The organism is Amycolatopsis halotolerans (assembly GCF_042647905.1).
GTDB lineage: Bacteria > Actinomycetota > Actinomycetes > Mycobacteriales > Pseudonocardiaceae > Amycolatopsis > Amycolatopsis halotolerans.
The window spans coordinates 302,633-321,499 of the sequence record NZ_JBHRWI010000015.1 but is presented as its reverse complement, the minus strand read 5'-3'; the positions used below and the strand labels follow the sequence as shown (position 1 = coordinate 321,499).

At 70.6% G+C, this 18,867-nt stretch carries 14 protein-coding genes and 1 pseudogene; 8 read left to right on the top strand and 7 right to left on the bottom strand.

Translation table 11 applies throughout. The features are described 5' to 3' along the window. The first annotated feature begins 28 nt into the window (after positions 1-28). Both ACFORO_RS11580 and ACFORO_RS11575 read left to right on the top strand, forming a co-directional pair. Positions 29-538, top strand: coding sequence for a PadR family transcriptional regulator (locus ACFORO_RS11580; RefSeq protein WP_354746690.1), 510 nt, complete (start codon positions 29-31; stop codon positions 536-538). A 16-nt stretch (positions 539-554) separates the two neighbouring features. Then, a complete protein-coding gene (locus tag ACFORO_RS11575) occupies positions 555-1,745 on the top strand; it encodes a cytochrome P450 (RefSeq protein ID WP_377868487.1) in 1,191 nt (396 codons plus the stop codon). A gap of 42 nt (positions 1,746-1,787) precedes the next feature. On the opposite strand, the gene ACFORO_RS11570 is transcribed toward ACFORO_RS11575, so the two are convergent. The 3 genes from ACFORO_RS11570 to ACFORO_RS11560 all read right to left on the bottom strand — a co-directional run bounded on the left by ACFORO_RS11570 (position 1,788) and on the right by ACFORO_RS11560 (position 6,195). Then, positions 1,788-4,190 (bottom strand): glycoside hydrolase family 2 protein, encoded by a 2,403-nt coding sequence (locus ACFORO_RS11570; protein ID WP_377868488.1) that lies wholly within the window; start codon positions 4,188-4,190, stop codon positions 1,788-1,790. A gap of 126 nt (positions 4,191-4,316) precedes the next feature. After that, positions 4,317-5,162: an LLM class flavin-dependent oxidoreductase gene (locus ACFORO_RS11565; RefSeq protein ID WP_377868489.1), complete on the bottom strand. Its 846-nt coding sequence runs from the start codon at positions 5,160-5,162 to the stop codon at positions 4,317-4,319. Between the two features lie 130 nt (positions 5,163-5,292). Continuing rightward, on the bottom strand, positions 5,293-6,195 hold the full coding sequence (locus tag ACFORO_RS11560) for an NAD-dependent protein deacetylase (protein ID WP_354746698.1): 903 nt from the start codon (positions 6,193-6,195) through the stop codon (positions 5,293-5,295). 73 nt (positions 6,196-6,268) lie between these two features. On the opposite strand from ACFORO_RS11560, the gene ACFORO_RS11555 reads away from it, so the two are divergent. Then, on the top strand, positions 6,269-6,457 hold the full coding sequence (locus ACFORO_RS11555; protein WP_354746700.1) for a hypothetical protein: 189 nt from the start codon (positions 6,269-6,271) through the stop codon (positions 6,455-6,457). Between the two features lie 161 nt (positions 6,458-6,618). Continuing rightward, positions 6,619-6,921: a hypothetical protein gene (locus ACFORO_RS11550; RefSeq protein ID WP_377868490.1), complete on the top strand. Its 303-nt coding sequence runs from the start codon at positions 6,619-6,621 to the stop codon at positions 6,919-6,921. Between the two features lie 10 nt (positions 6,922-6,931). Here ACFORO_RS11550 and ACFORO_RS11545 read toward each other — a convergent pair whose 3' ends face one another. Then, positions 6,932-8,302 (bottom strand): hypothetical protein, encoded by a 1,371-nt coding sequence (locus ACFORO_RS11545; RefSeq protein ID WP_377868491.1) that lies wholly within the window; start codon positions 8,300-8,302, stop codon positions 6,932-6,934. Between the two features lie 74 nt (positions 8,303-8,376). On the opposite strand from ACFORO_RS11545, the gene ACFORO_RS11540 reads away from it, so the two are divergent. The 3 genes from ACFORO_RS11540 (at position 8,377) to ACFORO_RS11530 (ending at position 12,587) form a co-directional block, all read left to right on the top strand. Next, on the top strand, positions 8,377-9,129 hold the full coding sequence (locus tag ACFORO_RS11540) for a nucleotidyltransferase domain-containing protein (RefSeq protein ID WP_377868492.1): 753 nt from the start codon (positions 8,377-8,379) through the stop codon (positions 9,127-9,129). A 153-nt stretch (positions 9,130-9,282) separates the two neighbouring features. Beyond that, positions 9,283-10,524: an ATP-grasp domain-containing protein gene (locus ACFORO_RS11535; protein ID WP_354746708.1), complete on the top strand. Its 1,242-nt coding sequence runs from the start codon at positions 9,283-9,285 to the stop codon at positions 10,522-10,524. A gap of 38 nt (positions 10,525-10,562) precedes the next feature. Next, positions 10,563-12,587, top strand: coding sequence for a hypothetical protein (locus ACFORO_RS11530; protein ID WP_377868493.1), 2,025 nt, complete (start codon positions 10,563-10,565; stop codon positions 12,585-12,587). Between the two features lie 14 nt (positions 12,588-12,601). Here ACFORO_RS11530 and ACFORO_RS11525 read toward each other — a convergent pair. The 3 genes and pseudogenes from ACFORO_RS11525 to ACFORO_RS11515 form a co-directional block, all read right to left on the bottom strand. After that, positions 12,602-13,938 (bottom strand): annotated as a pseudogene (locus ACFORO_RS11525) (M20/M25/M40 family metallo-hydrolase); the annotation flags it as partial. Further along, on the bottom strand, positions 13,935-15,398 hold the full coding sequence (locus ACFORO_RS11520; RefSeq protein WP_377868494.1) for an APC family permease: 1,464 nt from the start codon (positions 15,396-15,398) through the stop codon (positions 13,935-13,937). The pseudogene ACFORO_RS11525 and the gene ACFORO_RS11520, both read right to left, overlap by 4 nt. Before the next feature lie 91 nt (positions 15,399-15,489). After that, positions 15,490-17,307: a glycoside hydrolase family 15 protein gene (locus ACFORO_RS11515; RefSeq protein WP_377868495.1), complete on the bottom strand. Its 1,818-nt coding sequence runs from the start codon at positions 17,305-17,307 to the stop codon at positions 15,490-15,492. A 137-nt stretch (positions 17,308-17,444) separates the two neighbouring features. On the opposite strand from ACFORO_RS11515, the gene ACFORO_RS11510 reads away from it, so the two are divergent. Next, positions 17,445-18,845, top strand: coding sequence for an MFS transporter (locus ACFORO_RS11510; RefSeq protein WP_377868496.1), 1,401 nt, complete (start codon positions 17,445-17,447; stop codon positions 18,843-18,845). Positions 18,846-18,867: the final 22 nt, after the last annotated feature.

The following is an 18,867-nucleotide window of genomic DNA, read 5'->3' as shown; positions in this document are numbered from 1 at the left end:
TTGCCGGGTCACCGGACCCTAGGTTACGGTGACCTATGTGTGGATCGACGTGCTCCTGCTCGCGAAGCTCGCCGAGCGGCCGTGGCACGGGTATGAGCTGCGCAAGCAGGTCGAGGAATCCAGCGGTCGCGCGTTGTCGAACAACTCGCTTTATCCGGCGCTGCGACGATTCGCCGAAGCGGGCGCGGTGACCCGGACCGCGGAGCCGCAGGAGGGGCGGCCGCCGCGGCATGTTTACACGATTACCGACGTCGGGCGGGAGCTGCTGCACGATCTGCTCGCCGATCTGCCGCCGGAGCTGGCGGGCGATCCGGCCGAGTTTCTGGCGCGGCTGGCGGGATTCGGCAGGCTCGGCCCGGAGGAACGGCTGCGGGTGCTGGACGCCCGGGAGGCCGCCGTCGCGGCGCAGCGGGACCGGATCGCGAAGCTCGGCGCGGGGCAGACCGACCCGTGGAGCAGGCTCGTGCTGGCCGAGGTCCAGCGCCGCGCGGAGAACGAACAGGACTGGCTCGCGTCGTTGCGCACGCGGGCGGGCTGACCGAGGAGGATCCCGAATGCCGACCCCGACCAAGCTGCCTTTCGCCAGGCCGAACGTCCTGGACATCGCGCCGCTGTACGAAGTCCTGCGCCGCGAAGGCCCGATCGTCCCGGTGACGACCCCGGCGGGCGACCCGGCCTGGCTCGTCACCGACTACGAGCAAGCGCGGGAGGTGTTCGCGGACAACCGGTTCGGCCGTTCCCACCCGCATCCCGAGGACGCCTCGACGGTCTCCGACGCCGCGGTGCTGAACGGGCCGCAGGGCGATTTCGAGACCGAGCAGCAGGAACACGCCCGGTTGCGCCGGTTGCTGGTCCCGGCGTTCTCGGCGAACCGGATGCGCCGCCTCGGCGGCCGGATCCAGGAACTCGCCGACCGGTGCCTCGACGGGATGGAAGCCGCGGGCTCGCCGGCGAATCTGCACGAGCATCTGTCGTTTCCGTTGCCAGTGCTGGTGATCTGCGAGCTCCTCGGTGTCCCGTACGAGGACCGCGAGAAGTTCCGCGACCTCTCCGACCGCATCGGCGTCCTCGACAGCGGCGGCGACGCCGAGGTGGCGATGACCGAGTTCACCGCCTACATGTCCGGCCTCGCCGACGCGAAACGCGCGAACCCGGGCCAGGACGTGGTGTCGGACCTGGTCGCCGCGCAGGCTGACGACCCGACCTTCACCGACGACGACCTCGGCAGGCTCGCCGCCGGGCTGCTCTTCGCCGGCCACGAGACCACGTCGAACCGGATCGACCTCGGCGCCCTGTTCCTGCTCACCGACCTCGCCCGCCGCGACGCGCTGGCCGCCGACCCCGAAGGGCGCGTGCACGCCACCGTCGAGGAGATCCTGCGGATGTCCGCGCCGGGCGGGCTCGGGCTGCTCCGGTATGCGCACGAGGACGTGGAAATCGGCGGCGTCCGCATCCCGCGCGGCGACGCGGTGATGATCTCGACCGCCTCGGCCAACCGCGACCCGGCGGTGTTCGCGGACGCGCACGAGTTCGACGCGGACCGGAAGCCCAACTCCCACATCGCTTTCGGCTACGGCGGTTATTTCTGCATCGGGGCGAGCCTGGCGCGTACGGAGTTGCGGGTGGTGTTCACGACGTTGTTCCGCCGGTTCCCGAATCTGCGGCTCGCGGTGCCTGCCGAGGAGCTGGAGGTGCGGGCGAACCGGTTGACGGGCGGGGTTTCGCAGGTGCCGGTGGTGTGGTGAGGGTGGTGAGTGGCGGTTGCCGGTGAGAACCGGCGCCAGCACTCACAACGACTCGATCGTGGCAGTCCCGGTGTTGACGAACGGATGCGTGGCGCTCACGGCGATCGTCCCGGGAGTGCCGCGCATCGACCGGACCCATACCGCCGCCGCGCCGCCGACCGCGCCGAAATCCAGGTAAGGGTCGCCGATCAGCACGCCGGGGCCCTTCACCGCGACGGCCAGCACCCCGTGGGCGTGCGGACGCGGCGCGCCGTAGCGGTCGAGCAAGCGCAGTGCGACCCGGGTGGTGTCCGCGCCGTCGGCGATGATCTGGTCGTCGTCGGCGGTCACCGCGATGGTGTCGTACGTCGGGTCCGCGCTGAATCGCCTGCGCAGCACGGTTTGCCCGCCGATCCGGCCCTCGACGGTCAGTTCGGGGCGCGTCCGGCCGTTCACCCGCAGGTCCACCGGGAACGGCGGATACGCCAGGTGCGGGAACCGCGAGCGATCCGGCCGCACGGTGATCGGGCGCTTGCCCGCGACGGTCACCACCAGTACCTCGCAGTTCGACCAGATGATCGCGTCGCGGCCCGGTCCGGCCGGTGGCGAGCCGGGGCCGAAATCCCAGTAGAAGGCCGGTTCGATCACCGCGCCGCGGGACGGATCGCGCTGGGCGCGGTAGAAAGCCGCGCCCAGTTTGGGGATGCGGAAGAAGTCCATCACGCCGGGGTACTTCACGCCGCGATAGTGGTGATACCAGCCGGAAGGGTAGTCGAAACCGCACCAGCCGAGCAGGCCGCTGTAGCGCGGGTCGGCCGCGGCGTGGTCGTGCACCCACGCGTGCAGCATGCTCTGTTCCCGTTGCACGGCAAGGGAATCCGTGCGCCGGAAATACGCCGAGCCGACGAGGGTGCCGATCGCTTCGCTGACCAGGTAGGGAACTCCGCGTCGTGGTGGGCGAAGCGGGGGAGGGGAACCGGGCGGGTGCGGGCGGCTGTAGTCGTTGAAGGAGAACACCCCGCCCGCCGCTTTCACCGGGTACAGCGGCGAAACGTAGCCGCGTTCGCCCGCGACGGCGCCGGTGCACGGGCGCATCGGGTCGAGTTCCGCGGCTAGCTGATCGGTCCTTCCGTACAGCGCGTATTGGCCGAGTGTCTCGTTCACCCGGGTGCCCCACACGATGATCGACGGATGGTTGCGGTCGCGCACGATCATGTCGTGCACGTCGCGCACCGCCAGCTCCTGCCACGCGGTGTCGCCGACGTGGTCCCAGCCGGGCAGTTCCTCCCACACCAGGATGCCGAGCTCGTCGCAGGCGTCGAGAAACGCCGTGGCCTGTGGATAATGCGAGCAACGCACCATGGTGCAGTTCAGCTCGTCCTTCAGCAGCTGAGCGTCGCGGCGCTGCACCCGGTCCGGCATCGCGCCGCCGACGAACGGGTACCACTGGTGCCGGTTGAGCCCGAACAGCTTGAGCGGCTTGCCGTTCAGCCGGAAACCGTCCACAGTGAACTGAGCGTCGCGCAGCCCGGTGCGCACCGAGTAGGTGTGCACTTTCCGGCCGTCGACGGCGAGCGTGACGAGGATGTCGCACAACGCCGGGTCGTCCAGATCCCACAGCTGCACCGCTTCCAGCTCTTGCAGCGACACCGTGACCTCGGTGTCGCCCTTCGGCAGCCCGGTGAGATCGGTGTAGGACGACGCCACCTCGGCACCGTGCTGGCTGAGTGCGGCGGTGAGCCGGACCGGGCCGTTGACCGCCTTCGCCGAATCCACCGTGCAATGCAGCAAGACCTCGCGATTCGGCGTCAGCACGGCGATCTGCTGGGCGTACACATCGGACAGACAGGTCTGCGGCACGCCAATGAGCTGGACGTCGCGATACAGCCCGGCCGGCTGGTAGAAGTCGATGGCCGTCGGGTTCGGGAACTCCGGCAGATCCGGCGGCGTGTTCTGCTGCCAGCGGCCGTCGACGACCACCGCGAGCACGTTGTCCTTCTCGGTCAGCAGACCGGTGACCTCACAGCGCAGCGGAAGGTAACCGCCGCTCCGCATGGCGACGCGGCGGCCGTTGAGATACACCGTCGCGGCGCTGAGCACCCCGTCGAACCGCAGGAACGCGCGGTTCCGGCGCAGCTGCGCGGGCGCGAGGAAATGCTGCCGGTACACCCAGACGTGCTGCCAGTCCGACGGGTCCCAGTCCTGCCAGGACAGCGGGACGACGCAGTGCGGCACCGAAACCAGGGCCATCTCGCTGTCGTCGAAGTCCGGATCGGTGCTGCCGGGCACGAACGGGCCGAACAGCCAGTCCGCGCCGAACCCGTCCCGCGCCACCGGGGGCGCGGGACGGGAAAGCGCGGCGGCGAGCGCGCCCGAACCGGCGATCGCCGCACCGGCCCCCAGCAGGAAATTTCGCCGGGGGTGCGCGGCGAGCCAGCGGGCCCGCCCGGAGGGCTCGCCCGTCATCCCCGCCGGCGGGCAGTTCCGGGGCGGGGCGCGGACGAGCCCCCGGAAAGCGTCGCTGCCTGCATGGCGCGAGCTTACTTCCGGCGTTGTTCAGGCGAGGTCAGTTGTTCGGCAGGGGTCAGCTGCTCAGGCGAGATCGGCGAGCCGGTCGACCTGGTCGGGATCGCCGCCCCAGCAGTACAGCATCACCTCGTCCGCGCCGAGATCGCGGTACGCGCGGATCGCGGCCCGGATGTCGTCGGCCGCGGTGAGCATGCCGCTCGCCATCTGCTCCGCCATTCCGGTGAATTCGTAGTACGCGTGCATCGCCGCTTTGGCTTCGTCCACGAGGGAATCCGGGCCGAGCGCGACGTTCACCTGCGCGACAAGACGCGGCTCGCCCTTGCGGCCGAGCTCCTGCCAGTCGCGGCGCACGGTGTCGAACAACCCGCCCGCCCACGACGGCGGAGCGGCGGCGAGCAGGCCGTCGCCCCAGCGGGCCACGCGGGCCAGTGCCTTGGGTTTGAACGCGCCGATCAGGATTTCCGGGCCGCCTTCGCGGGCCGGGGCGGGGCCGATCGGACCGGCTTCGGCGCTGTGCGGTTCGCCGGACCAGAGCCGGCACAGGTCGGCGAGCTGCTGGTCGAAGCGGCGGCCGCGGTCGCGCAGCGGGGTGCCGGCGACGTGGTGGTCGTCCTCCCGGCCGCCGACGCCGAGGCCGAGCACGAACCGGCCGCCGCTCATCAGGTCGAGCGTGGCGGCCTGCTTGGCGAGCAGCGCGGTCTCGCGCAGCGGAGCGAGCAGGACCTCGGTCTGCAGCCGGACGCGGGTGGTCGCGCCGGCCAGCACGGCGAGCGCGGTGAGCGGTTCGGGATTGTGGTAAACGAGCCGGTCGAGCAGCCCGAGCGTGTTGAACGGGCCGGCGTCCGCGCGCCGCGCCCACTCGAGCAGGGCGGCGGGGTCGCTGATGGGCAGGCCAATGCCGAGGGACATCGGAGAACCTCCGGGTAAACGGGTCGACAACAACAGGGTTGCCGCCCGCTCCTGGACCTGGGTGATGTCAGGCTGGCCGGTCCGTTCTGCGGCGTACTTCCGGGGACCGTTCCATCGGAGTGATCGAAGCCTATCCGGCGGCCGTCGCGTCGGGCAACGAGATTTCCAGGACGGCCAGCAGTTCGGTGAGCGCGGGGCCGAGCGGCAGGTCCGCGCGGACGGTCGCGTGCTCGTCGCCGCGCGTCTGGCCGCGGTTGACGATCACGACGGGCTTGCCGGATTTGGCGGCGCGCCGGACGAAGCGCAAGCCGGACATGACCGTGAGCGAAGAACCCAGCACCAGCACCGCGGACGCCTCGTCGACCAGCCGGTAGCACCGCTCCACGCGGGCGCGCGGCACGTTCTCGCCGAAGAACACCACGTCCGGTTTCAGCACGCCGGAACAGCTCGTGCAGGGCACGGTGCGGAAGGTGCGGACGACGTCCTCGGCCAGTTCGACGTCGCCGTCCGGGTTGATCCTCGTTGCCACGGCGCCGAAATCCGGGTTGGCCGCGCGCAGCCGGGCGTCGAGTTCCTCGCGGGCGGTGGTGCGGCGGCAGTCGAGGCAGACGACGCGGTCGAGGTTGCCGTGCAGTTCGACCACACCGGGGGTGCCGGCTGCGCGGTGGAGGCCGTCGACGTTCTGTGTGATGACACCGGAGAGCCAGCCGCCCGCCCGCAGCGCGGAAACCGCGTGGTGCCCGTCATTCGGCGCGGCCCGCGCGATGGTGCGCCAGCCGAGGTGGCTGCGCGCCCAGTACCGCTGGCGGCCCGCTTCGCCGGCGACGAATTCGCCGTACGTCATGGGCGTGTGGCGGCGAAGGCTGCCGGTTTCGCCGCGGTAGTCGGGGATGCCGGATTCGGTGGAGAGCCCGGCTCCGCTCAGCACGAGCACCCGCCGCCCGGAGACGATCTCGGCCACGTCGGCGACCGTGCCCGTGCGCGGCAAGGGTTCTCCAGGTCCGGCCCAGGTCAGCGTCGGTCGCGTGCGCACGCCGCCAGTCTAATCGCCACTCGGTCGGGGAAAGAGCGATTGGTTTTCCGCGCGCTTGGGTACCAAAGCCACCATGTGGTTCGCGCTGGCTACGCCCGTGGTCGTGATGGTCGCCGCCGTGCTGATGGAATCCGTGGAGCGATATTGCCTGCGGACTCCCAACGGGACGGTCCGGCGGCCGGTCGAACGGGCGGCGCTGCGGGAAGCGTCGATGCCGGTCGTAGCCGTCGGGGCGGCTCGGCTCAGGCAGCGGACCGCCTGAGCGCCCACAGGCCGGAGGGGCCGGTGTTCTTGGGAGGAACACCGACCCTCCAGCCCGTGGGCGAGGCCCTCGCTCTCCCCGTCGGGGTGGGAGAGCGGGGGCCGCTTCACGTCCGGCCCCGTTGATCTTCCCGGACAATACGGACAAGTACGCTGCGGCGCGTGAACATCGAACTGCTGTGGCTGATCGTCGCGCTGCTGATCCTCGGAATCGTGCTGAGCACGGGCTGGGGTTCGAGCACCAGGTCGCTCGAGCGCCGGATGACCCGGCTGGAGCGCAAGCTCGATCTCGTGCTCGACCACCTCGGCGTTCAGCAACCGGGCGGCGATCTCGCCCGGGAGCTGGATCCGTTGCTGCGCGAGGGCAAGACGATCGCCGCGATCAAGCGCTACCGCGAAGTGACCGGAGCCAGCCTGAAGGAAGCCAAAGACGCCGTGGACCGGATGAGCGGCAGCGTGCGGTGACCTCCGTCCGCTACCGGGCGGCGTCCTTGGTGAGCTGCCGGTACCAGTCGTCGTACGGGTGGTTGGTGGCCGGGTAGTTGACCAGCGGATCGGTGGCGAGGCCCGCGGTGTCGAAGTCCCAGCCGCGGACCACGTGGCCACTCTTGCGTGCGGCGACCAGGAATGCCGATTCCTTCGCCGGAGCACCGTAGAACAGCCCGTCCTGGAGTTCGGCAGGGTCGCCCTGCTGGTATTCGTCGAACGCGACCTGCTGGTACTGCACGCGGCCGCCGGTGACGAGATCCGTGGAGTAGCGCAGGGTTTGCGCCGGCGTGGACCCGTCGGCGCCGGTGGTGACAGAGATTCGCCCGGCGTTCGCCTTGTCGTAACGCGGATCGGACGTCTTCGCGTTGCCGGTCCAGGTCACCGTCTCGCCGGAGAGCGTGCCGCGCCACTGCCAGTTCTGGTTGTTCGCCTGGCTGCGGTGGATTTCGCGGACGCCGCCGCCGGTGAACGCGACTGTCGGAAGCACCCCGTTGTCGTACTGATGGCTTGCCGACCAGGTGATTTCGCCGTCGGCACCGAGCTGTCCGGTGTGATACCAGAGCGTGGTGGCGCTCTGCGACTGGTGCACCTCGACGATCCGGCCGGAGTCGTCGAGTGCGACCGCGGGGGTCTGGCCGCTGTCGTAACGGCCGTGGCGCTGCCAGGCGACGCGTCCGTCGGCGCCGAGCTGCCCGGTCCAGTACCAGAGCGCGCCGCCGCCGGAGTCGTGCACCTCCACGACCTGGCCGCGGCTGTTCACCGCGACCGCCGGGTGGTACCCGACATCGCGGCGATACGCCGCGCGCGTGCCGCCGTCGCCCGACAGCAGCGGAAGGACCTTGCCGCGCAAGGAATCCGTGGTCGCGCCGGTGCGGTAGGCGGCGGGGGAGAGCAGCCGCGGGCCGAACGCGGCGCTCAGCTCGGCGTTGACCGCGGCCAGGTTTCCGGCGGCGAACGAGTCGTTGTCGGTGAGGTCGTCCTTCAGGTCGAGCATGACGACGATCGGCGCCGCGTCCGGGTGCGCGGCGGACCAGGTGTTCACCACGGCGAGCCAGTCGCGGAGGCTGTCGGACGCCGGATTTCCCGCGTGGTCGACGAGATCGCCGGGCGAGCTGTGGCCGATGCCGTAGTCGCGGCGGGTGGCGTAGCCGTTGTCGTGGACGTCGAATTCGATGAACCGGACGCCCTGGTCGAGCTGGTAGGCGATGGCTCCTTTCGCGCCGTCGACGTTGCCGGAGTAACTGTTGTGCGTGGCGGCGAAGATCGTGTCGGAGAAGGACTGCGCGGCGTTCGCGGGTGCGACGCCGAGCGCGGTGACAGCCGCGGTTGCGAGCGCGATCGTGCGTAAACGGTGCATTCGGACCCCCAGGCCAGACGGACAACCGGCGAAATACAGGCGATCTTGGCAGAGATTCATGGCATGTTCTCCTGATGCGGGAAAACGACGAGGAAACCTTCGCCGACCACGTGGCTGAGCTGCTGTCCGGTTTGCCCGGGGTCAAAGCGGTGGCGCTGGGCGGATCGCGGGCGCGCGGAAGCCACCGCCCGGACAGCGACTGGGACTACGCGGTGTACTACCGCGGCGCGTTCGACCCGGACGACCTGCGCGCGCTCAACCTGCCGGGCGAGGTGTCCGGCCTGGGCGAATGGGGCGGCGGGGTCTTCAACGGCGGTGCGTGGCTCACCGTGCGGGGGCGGCCGGTGGACGTGCACTACCGCGACCTGGACGTGGTCGAGCACGAACTCGCGGAGGCGGAGAAGGGCCGGTTCCATTGGGAGCCGCTGGCGTTCCACCTGGCCGGGATCCCGAGTTACCTGGTGGTGGCGGAGCTGGCGCTGAACCGCGTGGTGCGCGGGGAGCTGCCGCGGCCGGAGTATCCGGAACTGCTGCGGGAGAACGCCCCCAAGTTCTGGCGTGCTTCGGCGGCACGGACTTTGGAGTACGCGAAATCGGCGTATGTGCGGCACGGGCGGGTCGCGGAGACCGCGGCTTCGGTGGGGGTGGCGGCGATGCAGGCCGGGCACGCGGTGCTGGCCGCGCGCGGGGAGTGGGTGACGAACGAGAAAACCCTGCTGGAACGGGCGGGGTTGCGCGGGCTGGACGACGTGGTGGCCGGGATGGGGCACGACCTGGCGGGGGCGTTCGCCACGGCGTGCGCGCTGATCGGACAGGCGGTCGAGTAGTCCGGAATCCTTGCGGCGCACCGGTTTCCGCGGATCAAACCGCGCTGGGCGGCACGGATCCGTTTCATTCCGCCGATTTCGGGTATATGACTTCGGCACGGCCGCAGCCGCCACGCCGTGGCGAGTCGCGCGTGCTGAACGGAGGAACGCCCTATGCCGAAGTCCGAGCCGATCGCGAAGGATCCGGACAAGGGATACGTAGCGCTGCTCGGCTGGTCGCTCAACGCGGTCGAGGCGCTCGACCGGTTCGACCGGCGCTACGTCGTGGTCGCCCCGGACTGGGCGGAGAAGTACTGCGCCGAGCACGACATCCCGTACGTGTCGTGGAATTTCGAGCGGCTCAACGACCGGTCGATGGAGATCGCCGAGATCCTGCACGAGGAAGGCGTCGACGTCGCCATCCCGCTGTTCGAGGAGACCGTCGAATGGGCCGGGGCGATCAACTCGGTGCTGATGGACAACCCGCGGCTGTTCGGCCAGGCCATGCTGCTGCGGGACAAGGCGCTGATGAAGCGGCGCGCGCAGCTCGGCGGCATCCGGGTGGGGATCTTCGAGGAGGCGCACGCCCGCGACGACGTCGTCCGGTTCCTCAAGCGGGTCAACCAGACGCTGCTCAAGCTCGACGGCGACCCGAACGACCCGATCCACCTCAAGGCGTTCGACAAGGCGGGCTGCCTCGGGCACCGCGTCATCCGCACCCCGGACGAGATCGACTCGATCCCGGACGAGGAGTTCCCGGTCCTGATGGAGTCGCATCTCGACGGCTGGGAGTTCGCCGTCGAGGCGTGGATCCACGGCGGCAAGGTCAAGTTCCTGAACATCTCCGAGTACGTCACGCTCGGGTACTCGGTGTTCGTCCCGGCGACCCCGGAGCTGGAGCGCTACCGGCCGCAGATCACCGCCCAGATCGAGAAGCTCGTCAAGACCTTCGACATCGAGTTCGGCTTCGTGCACCCGGAGTACTTCGTCACCAGCGACGGCGAGATGTACTTCGGCGAGGTCGCCTACCGGCCGCCGGGCTTCAAGGTCTTCGAACTGCTCGAACGGGCCTACGGTTTCAACGCCTACCAGGCGCTGGTCCTGTCCTTCGACCCGAAGACGACCGAGGAGGAGATCGACGCTTTCTTCCCGACGGAGGTCGTCGACGCGACCGGGGTCGCCGGCTGCTTCGGCGTTTACCCGCGCCGCCGCGTGGTAAGCGAGTTGAAGATCCCGCAGCAGACCGAGGACGACGACTACTACGAGTCACACGACCTGACCGCGCCGCTGGAAGAGACGGTGACGAAGAGGACCGCGTTCGGCACGCACTGGGGTCTGCTGTACTTCTTCGGGGACGACACCTACCGGATGCGCGACCTGCTGAAGGAACAGGAAGAACTGGACTTCTACGTCTGACCCCAGGACGAGTCCGCCACCCCGACCGAAGGACGCATTTGAAGCCGAACGCCGACGTCACCGGCACGACTGCGACGCTGGCCAAACGCGTGGCCTCGCTGGACGACGCTGTCGGGGCCATGGCCGAAACCCGCGACTTCGGCAAGCACACGAAGCTGCGGCGGGTGCTGGAGGCGCTGCGGCGGGTGCTGCTCCAGCCGGACGGCGCGGCAGCGGTCCGGGCCAGGGCGCAGGCGCTGGAGGAGGCCGGGGTTTTCCAGGACACGGACTGGGACACCCCGGAGATCCTCATCCCCGCGCTGGTCGGGCCCGGCCTGCACAGCGAGAACACCGACACCGTGGTCATCGAGGCGACCAGCGAGCTGCGGATGCTCGCGGTCGCGTGCGGAGACTACGAGCACCCGACGCTGCCGGCCGAGGACGCCCGCGTCTTCCTGTCGCAGGTGCTCGGGGCGAACCTGGAGCTGCTGTTCACCCCGCCCAGCGAGGCCGAGCGGACCAGGCAGGGCCGGACCGCGCAGCTGATCCGGGACCTGCTGCGGTATCTCGCCGACCAGATCGGGTACGACAGCATCCTGGACAAGGTCGTCGAGGAGATCTGGCGGGTCCTGCGCCAGCGCCCGATCCAGGTCGACCAGGTCCGGTCGCTGATCACCCGGATCTCGATCTACCGCGGCGACCCGGACGTCGACCTGGGCGGGTCCTCGGTGCAGGGGCTCGACCGGCTCATCACCAGCCTGTTCGGGACCACCGAGGCGTGCCGGGAGGACCCGGGCGTCGAGGTGTTCCGGTCCCGGCTCGAGGCGATGGACGCGGCGACCCTGCAGTACGAGGCGACCGGGTTCGCCCGGGCCATGCACGACACCGGCCTGGTGTCGCCGTACCACGCCGAACTGCTGCGGTACCTGGCGCACGAGAGCGACTACCTCCTGGGCGAGGCGCTCGGGTTGTCCGACGTGGGCCGGAACTGCCTGCTGCGCTACCACGACCTGGTCCACCGGCTGATCGAAGAGGCGGTGCATCCGCAGACCGCGCAGTGCGTCTACGGGCTGGCGCTGCTGCTCGACCGCGGCATTCTCTACGAACCGCCGGTCGTGCCCGCGCTGTGGCGGCAATTGGCGCTGGAGCTGTCCGCCGCCGCGCGGGAACGGCTGGCGCTCGTGTTCGGCGACCAGCCGAGGCCCGAGGCGCGGCTGCTCGCGGGCGTGCTCTCGATGCTGGGCCAGCCGCTCGGCGTCGGGCAGGGCGACAACCCGACCTGCCAGTCGGCGCGCGCGTTGTCGATGTGGGCCTACAACGACCCGGACTACCTGCTGCAGGTCGTGGTGTGGGCGGCGCGCGACGACGAGGTCGTCATGCACTTCGAAGGACAGCCGGTCTCGTCGAGGGAAAGCGGCGCCGGGCTGTCCGCGGCGCTGCCCGTCGACCTGGACCCGGTGTCGTCGCTCGTCGTGCCGCACCTCGACCGGATCTACGCCGAGATGGGCCGCCGCTGCGCCGACCGCCCCGGCGACCCGCACCGCTGGGTCAACCCGGAGTTCCACGGCTGGTGGGCGTCGCGGGGATTCCGGATCAACGTCGACGTCGCCACCGGGAAACTGGTCGACCCCGACGACTTCCTGCGGCAGTTCTACGCGAGCTACCACCCGGCCTACAACGGCGATCAGCCGCTGATCCACCCGCAGCCGGCCGGGGTCGCGGTCACCGACAGCGCGGCCCGCTACGTCGGCTGGCACGCGATCACGATCCTGCGCACGGCCCCGGACCCCGAGGACGTCATGCGGGTGTACTTCTACAACCCGAACAACGACAGCGGCCAGGACTGGGGCGACGGCGTCGTGGTCTCCACGGCGGGCAACGGCGAGCGGTTCGGGGAGGCCTCGCTGCCGTTCGAGCAGTTCGCGTCCCGGTTGTACATCTTCCATGTGGATCCTCGGGAGCACGGGGAGCCGGAGAAGGTGCCCGCGGAGGATGTCGCGCGGATTCTCGGTTACGTCGAGCGGAGCTGGGGCGCGGACCGGTTGCCCGCGGGGACGTTGCAGGCGGCGCCTCCGCGGGTCTGACTTATCAGCGGGAGCCCGTAGCCGCGCAGGAACAATGCCTCGGCCAATGCCATGTCCGCGATCTCTTGCGGCGCGACGCTTCGTTGGGCGCGTGGATGAGCGACTGCGGTTCCTCGACGCCCAGGAGCAGGATCTCCGCGTCCGGGTACGTCTCGGCGAGGACAGTGCACAACGGGATCGAACCGCCTTGGCCGAGCTGGCGCATCGGGCGGCCGTAAGCGGTTTGCATGGCTTCGGCCAGCGTCCGGTAGGCGGGGCCGTCGGTCGAGGCGCGGAACGGGTGGCCGATCCCCGCGACGTCGGCCGAGACCTCCACGTCCCAAGGGGCGGCGGACGTCAGGTGCCCGATCAGGGCGCGGGCCGCGTCGTACGGGTCGATGCCGGGCGGGATGCGCAAGTTCAGCCGGGCGCGGGCGCGCGGGACGATGGCCGCGGTCGACCCGATGACCGGCGGGCAATCGATGCCGAGCACCGTCAGCGTCGAGCGCGCCCACAAGGTGTCCGCGACTGCGGCGTCGCCGAGCAGGACCGCGTCGAGGGAAAGGCCCGCATCGGTCCGGAAGCGTGCCGCCGGGTAGGCGGCTCCGGACCAGCGGCCGTCGTTGGGCAGGCTGCGGATCGTCGTGTTGCCGTTGTCGTCGCGCAGCGTCGCGAGCATCGACACCAGCGCGGCCAGCGCGTCGGGGGCGGGACCGCCGAACATGCCGGAGTGCAGTTCGGACGGCAGGGCTTCGACGGAGACGACGACGTCGACCATGCCGCGGAGGCTGACCGTGACGGCGGGTTGCCCGACCGCCGCGTTTCCGGTGTCGGCCACCAGGATCGCGTCGGCTCGCAAGAGGTCGGCGTTGCCGGGCACGAACGCCTCCAGCCCGCCCGTGCCCTGCTCCTCGGAGCCTTCCACGACGAGTTTCAGGTGGACCGGCACGTCGTCGCCGAGCGCGCGCAACGCGGTCAGGTGCATGAGGATGTTGCCTTTGCAGTCGGCCGCGCCGCGGCCGTGCCAGCGACCGTCCACTTCGGTCAGTTCGAACGGCGGCGTCCGCCATGCGCCCTCCCGCAACGGAGGCTGGACGTCGTAGTGCGCGTAGAGCAGCACGGTCGGGGCGTCTTCCCGGGCGCACGGACGAGAACCGACGACTGCCTGGCTGCCGTCCGGGGTGTCGGCGAGGATGGTGTCGAATCCCGTTCCGGCGAAGGCCCCGGCTACCCATTCCGCAGCCCGGCGGCATTCCTCCGGCGGGAACTGGCGCGGGTCCGCGACCGACCGCATCGCGACGAGGTGCGCGAGCTCGTCGCGTGCCCGCGGCATGAGCCCGGCGATCCGGCGCCGGAGTTCTGTCGCGTTCATGACTCGCTCCCTTCCGGTTGCCGCCACGACGGTTTGCGCGAGCGGTAGAACAGGAAAGGCACCAGCAGACCGAGACCGAGCGCGCCGCCCGCGACGATGCCGACGTACATCCACGGGCTGCCGGAGCCGAATTGCGCCGGCGGGACGAACCCGACCAGCAGCGCGGCCAGCGACGCGCAGAACCCGACGCCGCACAGGCCGAGCAGCATCGGCGCGCGGAACCCGCGCGGACGGTCGGGGTGCTTGCGCCGCAGCCGCACTGCCGCGACGAACATCAGCAGGTACATGATCAGGTACACCTGGGTGGTGATCACCGAGAAGATCCAGTACGCGCTGGAGACGTCCGGGATGAACGCGTAGAGCAGGGCGATCACGGTGGTGACCGCGCCCTGGGCGACGAGGATGTTCCGCTGCACGCCCCGGCCGTTGAGCCGCTGCAGGAACGGCGGCAAGTAGCCCTCCTGGCGGGAGATCAGCAGCAGGCCTTTCGACGGTCCGGCCAGCCAGGTGAGCATTCCGCCGAGCGACGCGAGGACGAGCAGGACGCCGATCGCCGGGGTGAGCCATTGGATCCCGAAGGCGGCGAAGACCGCGTCGAAGGCCTGCATCACCCCGGCGGTCAGCGACAGCTCCCCGGCCGGGACGATCCAGCTGATCGCCAGCGCGGGAAGCACGAAGACGAGCAGCACCAAGCCCATCGCCAGGAACATCGAGCGCGGGAATTCCTTGGCTGGCTTGCGAAGCGACGACACGTGCACCGCGTTCATCTCCATGCCCGAGTACGAGAGGAAGTTGTTCACGATCAGCACGAGGCTGGCCAGCCCGGCCCACGCGGGCAGCAGATGGTCCGCGGACATCGGCGCGGCGGACGGATGGCCTTGCCCGAGGAACACGATCCCGAGAACCACCAGCAGCGCGCCGGGGATCAGGGTGCCGAGCACGAGCCCGCCGCCCGCGAGCCCGGCGACGCCCTTCGTGCCCCGGGAGGAGACCCAGACTCCGGACCAGTACGCGACGACGATGACCGCGGCCGTCCACCAGCCGTTGTCGGCGAGGCCCGGATCGACCACGTACGCGAGCGTGCTCGCGACGTAGCCGAGCAGGCTGGGGTAGTAGAAGATCGTCATCGCGAACTGGCACCAGACCGCGAGGAATCCCGCCGGCTTCGAGATGCCGAGCGCGACCCAGTTGTAGACGCCGCCGGACCAGCCCGACGCCAGTTCGGCCGAGACCAGCGACGTCGGCAGCAGGAACACGATCGCCGGGACGACGTAGAGGAAGACGGCCGCGAGACCGTAAACCGCCATGGTCGGCGACGGGCGGAGGCTCGCGACGGAGCTGGTGGTCATGAGCGCGAGCGCGACCCAGGAGATCCACGCGGCGGAGGGCGGCCGGGCGTGTTCGCCGCTGCCGCCGGACGGCGGGGGAGCGCCGGGCGGATCGGATGCGTTGGCGGTCATCGCTTGGGGCCTCCCAGCGCTCGCTTCGACGGGTGCCTCAGCGTGGTCCGCGGCGGGCCTGGCCGGGTCACCCGCGACGGGCGAGACCGGCTCATCGGTCGAGTGCGGCGTCGAGGGTGACCGCGGCGTCGATCAGCGCCAGGTGCGTGAAGGCCTGCGGGAAGTTGCCGAGTTGCTCGCCGGTCGGGGCGATTTCCTCGGCGTACAGGCCGACGTGGTTGGCGTAGGTGAGCATCTTCTCGAACGCTGTGCGGGCCTCTTCCAAACGTCCGGCGCGGGTCAGCGCGTCGACGTAATCGAAGCTGCACAACGAAAACGTGCCCTCGCCGCCGGCGAGCCCGTCCGGGGAGGAGACCGGGTCGTAGCGGTAGACCAGGCTGTCGGTGACCAGATCGGCCTTGATCGCGTCGAGCGTCGAGAGCCACAGCGGGTCCTTCGGCGGGAGGAAACCGGTGCGGGGCATGCGAAGCAGGGCCGCGTCCAGTTCGTCGCCGGTGTCGTGCTGGACGAAGGCGTTGCGCGTGCGGTGCCAGCTGCGGCTGAGGATCTGGCTGTGGATGCTGTCGCGCTGCCAGGTCCAGTCCTCGACCGGGGCGGGGCGGCCGTGCGTGTCGGCCAGCCGGATGGCGCGGTCGAAGGCGACCCAGCTCATCAGGCGGCCGTAGGTGAAGCGTTTCCGGCCGCCGCGGGTCTCCCAGATGCCTTCCTCCGGCTGGTCCCAGTGGTCGCCGAGCCAGTCGAGCGCGGCGCGGAGTGCGGTCCAGCCTTGGTGCGGCAGTTCGAATCCCGCGCGGTCGGCGGCGAAGACGCTGTCGAGGGCTTCGCCGTAGATGTCGAGCTGCAGCTGCCCGGACGCGGCGTTGCCGATCCGGACCGGGCTCGACCCGCGGTGCCCGGACCAGTGCGCGAGGCGTTCCTCTCGCAGGTCCGACGTGCCGTCCACCCGGTACAGGACGGCGAGCGGTCCGCTGGCCCCGCCGTCGCCTTCGCGGATGCGGTCGCCGAGCCAGTTCCCGAACCGGGCCGCCTCCTCGGCGAATCCGAGCGCCAGCAACGCCGACACCGAGAACGACGCGTCGCGGACCCAGGTGTAGCGGTAGTCCCAGTTGCGTTCGCCGCCGATCTGCTCGGGCAGCCCGAGGGTGGGCGCGGCGACCAGCCCGCCGGTCGGGGCGTAGGTGAGCAGTTTGAGCGTGATCGCCGAACGGTCCACGATTTCCCGCCAGCGGCCGCGATAGGAGGATCGGGCGAGCCAGGTGCGCCACCAGTCCACTGTGGACTCGAAGAGCGCGGTGAACTCGGCGACGCCGATCTCTCGCGGCGGCGCGTCGGCTCCGGTCTCGAGCACGACGCCGCGGACCTGGCCCGCGTCGAGAGCGATCCGCAGATGCACGTCCTCGCCTTCGACGCGCGCCTCGGCGAGCTGCTCGTCGCCCGGCTCGCGAACCGCGTGCAGCACCAATGACATTCCCGGCGCGGTGAACACGGCCCCGTTCTTGACGAGCATCGCCCGGTGCGGACGGCGGCCGTAGTCGAAGCGGGGCGCGACCAGCACGTCGAAGGTCATCCGGCCGCGGACGCAGCGCACGAGCCGGGCGATCCGGTGCCGCTTGGCGGGGGCATCGCCGCACGGCGGCATGAAGTCGACGACCTCGCCGATCCCGTCCGGCCCGGAGAACCGGGTGATCAGCACGGCGGTGTCCGGGTGGTACATCTGCGAACTCGCGCAGGCGCCCGCCGGGCGGACCCGGAACCGGCCGCCGCGCTCGTCGTCGAGCAGGGCGCCGAAGACCGACGCCGAATCGAACCGCGGCGCGCAGAACCAGTCGATCGACCCGTCGGTGGTCACCAGCGCGGCGGTCTGCAGGTCGCCGATCAGCGCGTGCTCGGCGATCGTGGTCTCGGTCATGGTTTCTCCCTCGGGGCAACGGTTTCCTCGTCCGCACCGTCGCCGGAGCGGGCCGGGACCGCCTCATCCGCGCGGGGTGAGGTGGCCCGGCCGCCGCCGCGCCACCGTGTGCGGCACCCGAGCAGGAAGGCCCGCCGATGATCGTGCTGCCCCTGGCCCTCGCCCAGTTCGTCGCGAGCTACGCGGCCACCACCATGACCGTCGCGGTCAGCGCCGTCGCCGCGGATCTCGGCACCACCGTGCTCGGCGTGCAGACGGCGATCACGGTGTTCACGCTGACGATGGCGTCGCTGATGGTGCCGGGCAGCAAGCTGAGCGATCTGCTGGGCCGCAAGCGGTGTTTCCTGGCCGGGCTCGGCGTTTACGGCGCCGGCGCGCTGCTGGCTTCGCTCGCGCACGGGCCGGGGATGCTGATCGTCGGCTACTCGCTGCTGGAAGGGATCGGTTCGGCGCTGATGATCCCGCCGATCTACATCCTGGTCACCGTGACCAGCCCGGACCTGACGGCCCGCGCGCGGGCGCTGGGCGTGGTGAGCGGGGCGGGCGCGCTCGGTGCGGCGGCCGGTCCGCTGCTCGGCGGCCTGGTCACGACGTGGCTCGGCTGGCGCGCGTCGTTCCTGCTGCAGGTGCTGCTGGTCGCACTCATTGTCCTGCTGGCCCTGCGCGTCGCCGAACCGCCCGCGCCGCCCCGCGAGAAGCGGTTCGACGCGGGCGGTGCGCTCCTTTCGGCGGCCGGTCTGTTCTTCGTCGTTTTCGGTGTCCTGCAATCGGGTTCGTATGGCTGGTTCGTTTCCCGGACGGACTTCGCCGTCGCCGGAGTCGTGCTGATTCCGGCGGGAAGCGTCTCGCCGGTGTGGCTGTTCGCCGGAATCGGCGCGGTGCTCTTGGTCCTGTTCTTCGTCCACGTCCGCGCGCGCGAACGGGCCGGACGGGATCCGTTGGTGCCGTCAGGGCTTTTCCGCGACCGGATCACCGGTCTCGGCTTGGCGACCCAGCACGTGCAATGGCTTGTTCTGCAGGGCGCGTTCTTCGTGGTGGCGGTCTTCCTGCAGGAGGTCCGCGGCTGCGACGCGATCGAAACCGGGTTGATGCTGACACCCGCGACGATCGGCATCCTCGCCGCTTCGGCCGCCGCGGGCCGGATGGCGCGGCGGCACTCCCAGCGGTGGCTGATCCGCGTCGGCTTCGTCCTCGCCGTCGCCGGATTGGTCCTCGTGCTTGTGCTGGTGCGCGCCGACTCGGGAGTGGCGAGCGCGGCGCCCGGGCTGTTCCTGCTCGGCGCCGGTGTCGGCATCATGCTCACGGCGTCGGCGAACCTGGTGCAGTCCCGCTTCCCGGATTCGGCCCAGGGCGACATTTCCGGGGTGTCGCGCAGCGTGTCCAACCTCGGCTCGTCGGTCGGGACCGCGCTGGCCGGTTCCGTTCTGGCCGGGACTCCGCACCTCGGGGACCGGTCCTTCGCGCTCGCCCTCACGACCTTGGCCGTCGCGGCGGTGGCCGGGCTCGTCGCCGCTCTGTTCCTGCCCGCGCCGAAGTAGCGGGGCCGGTCGGCGGCGCCGC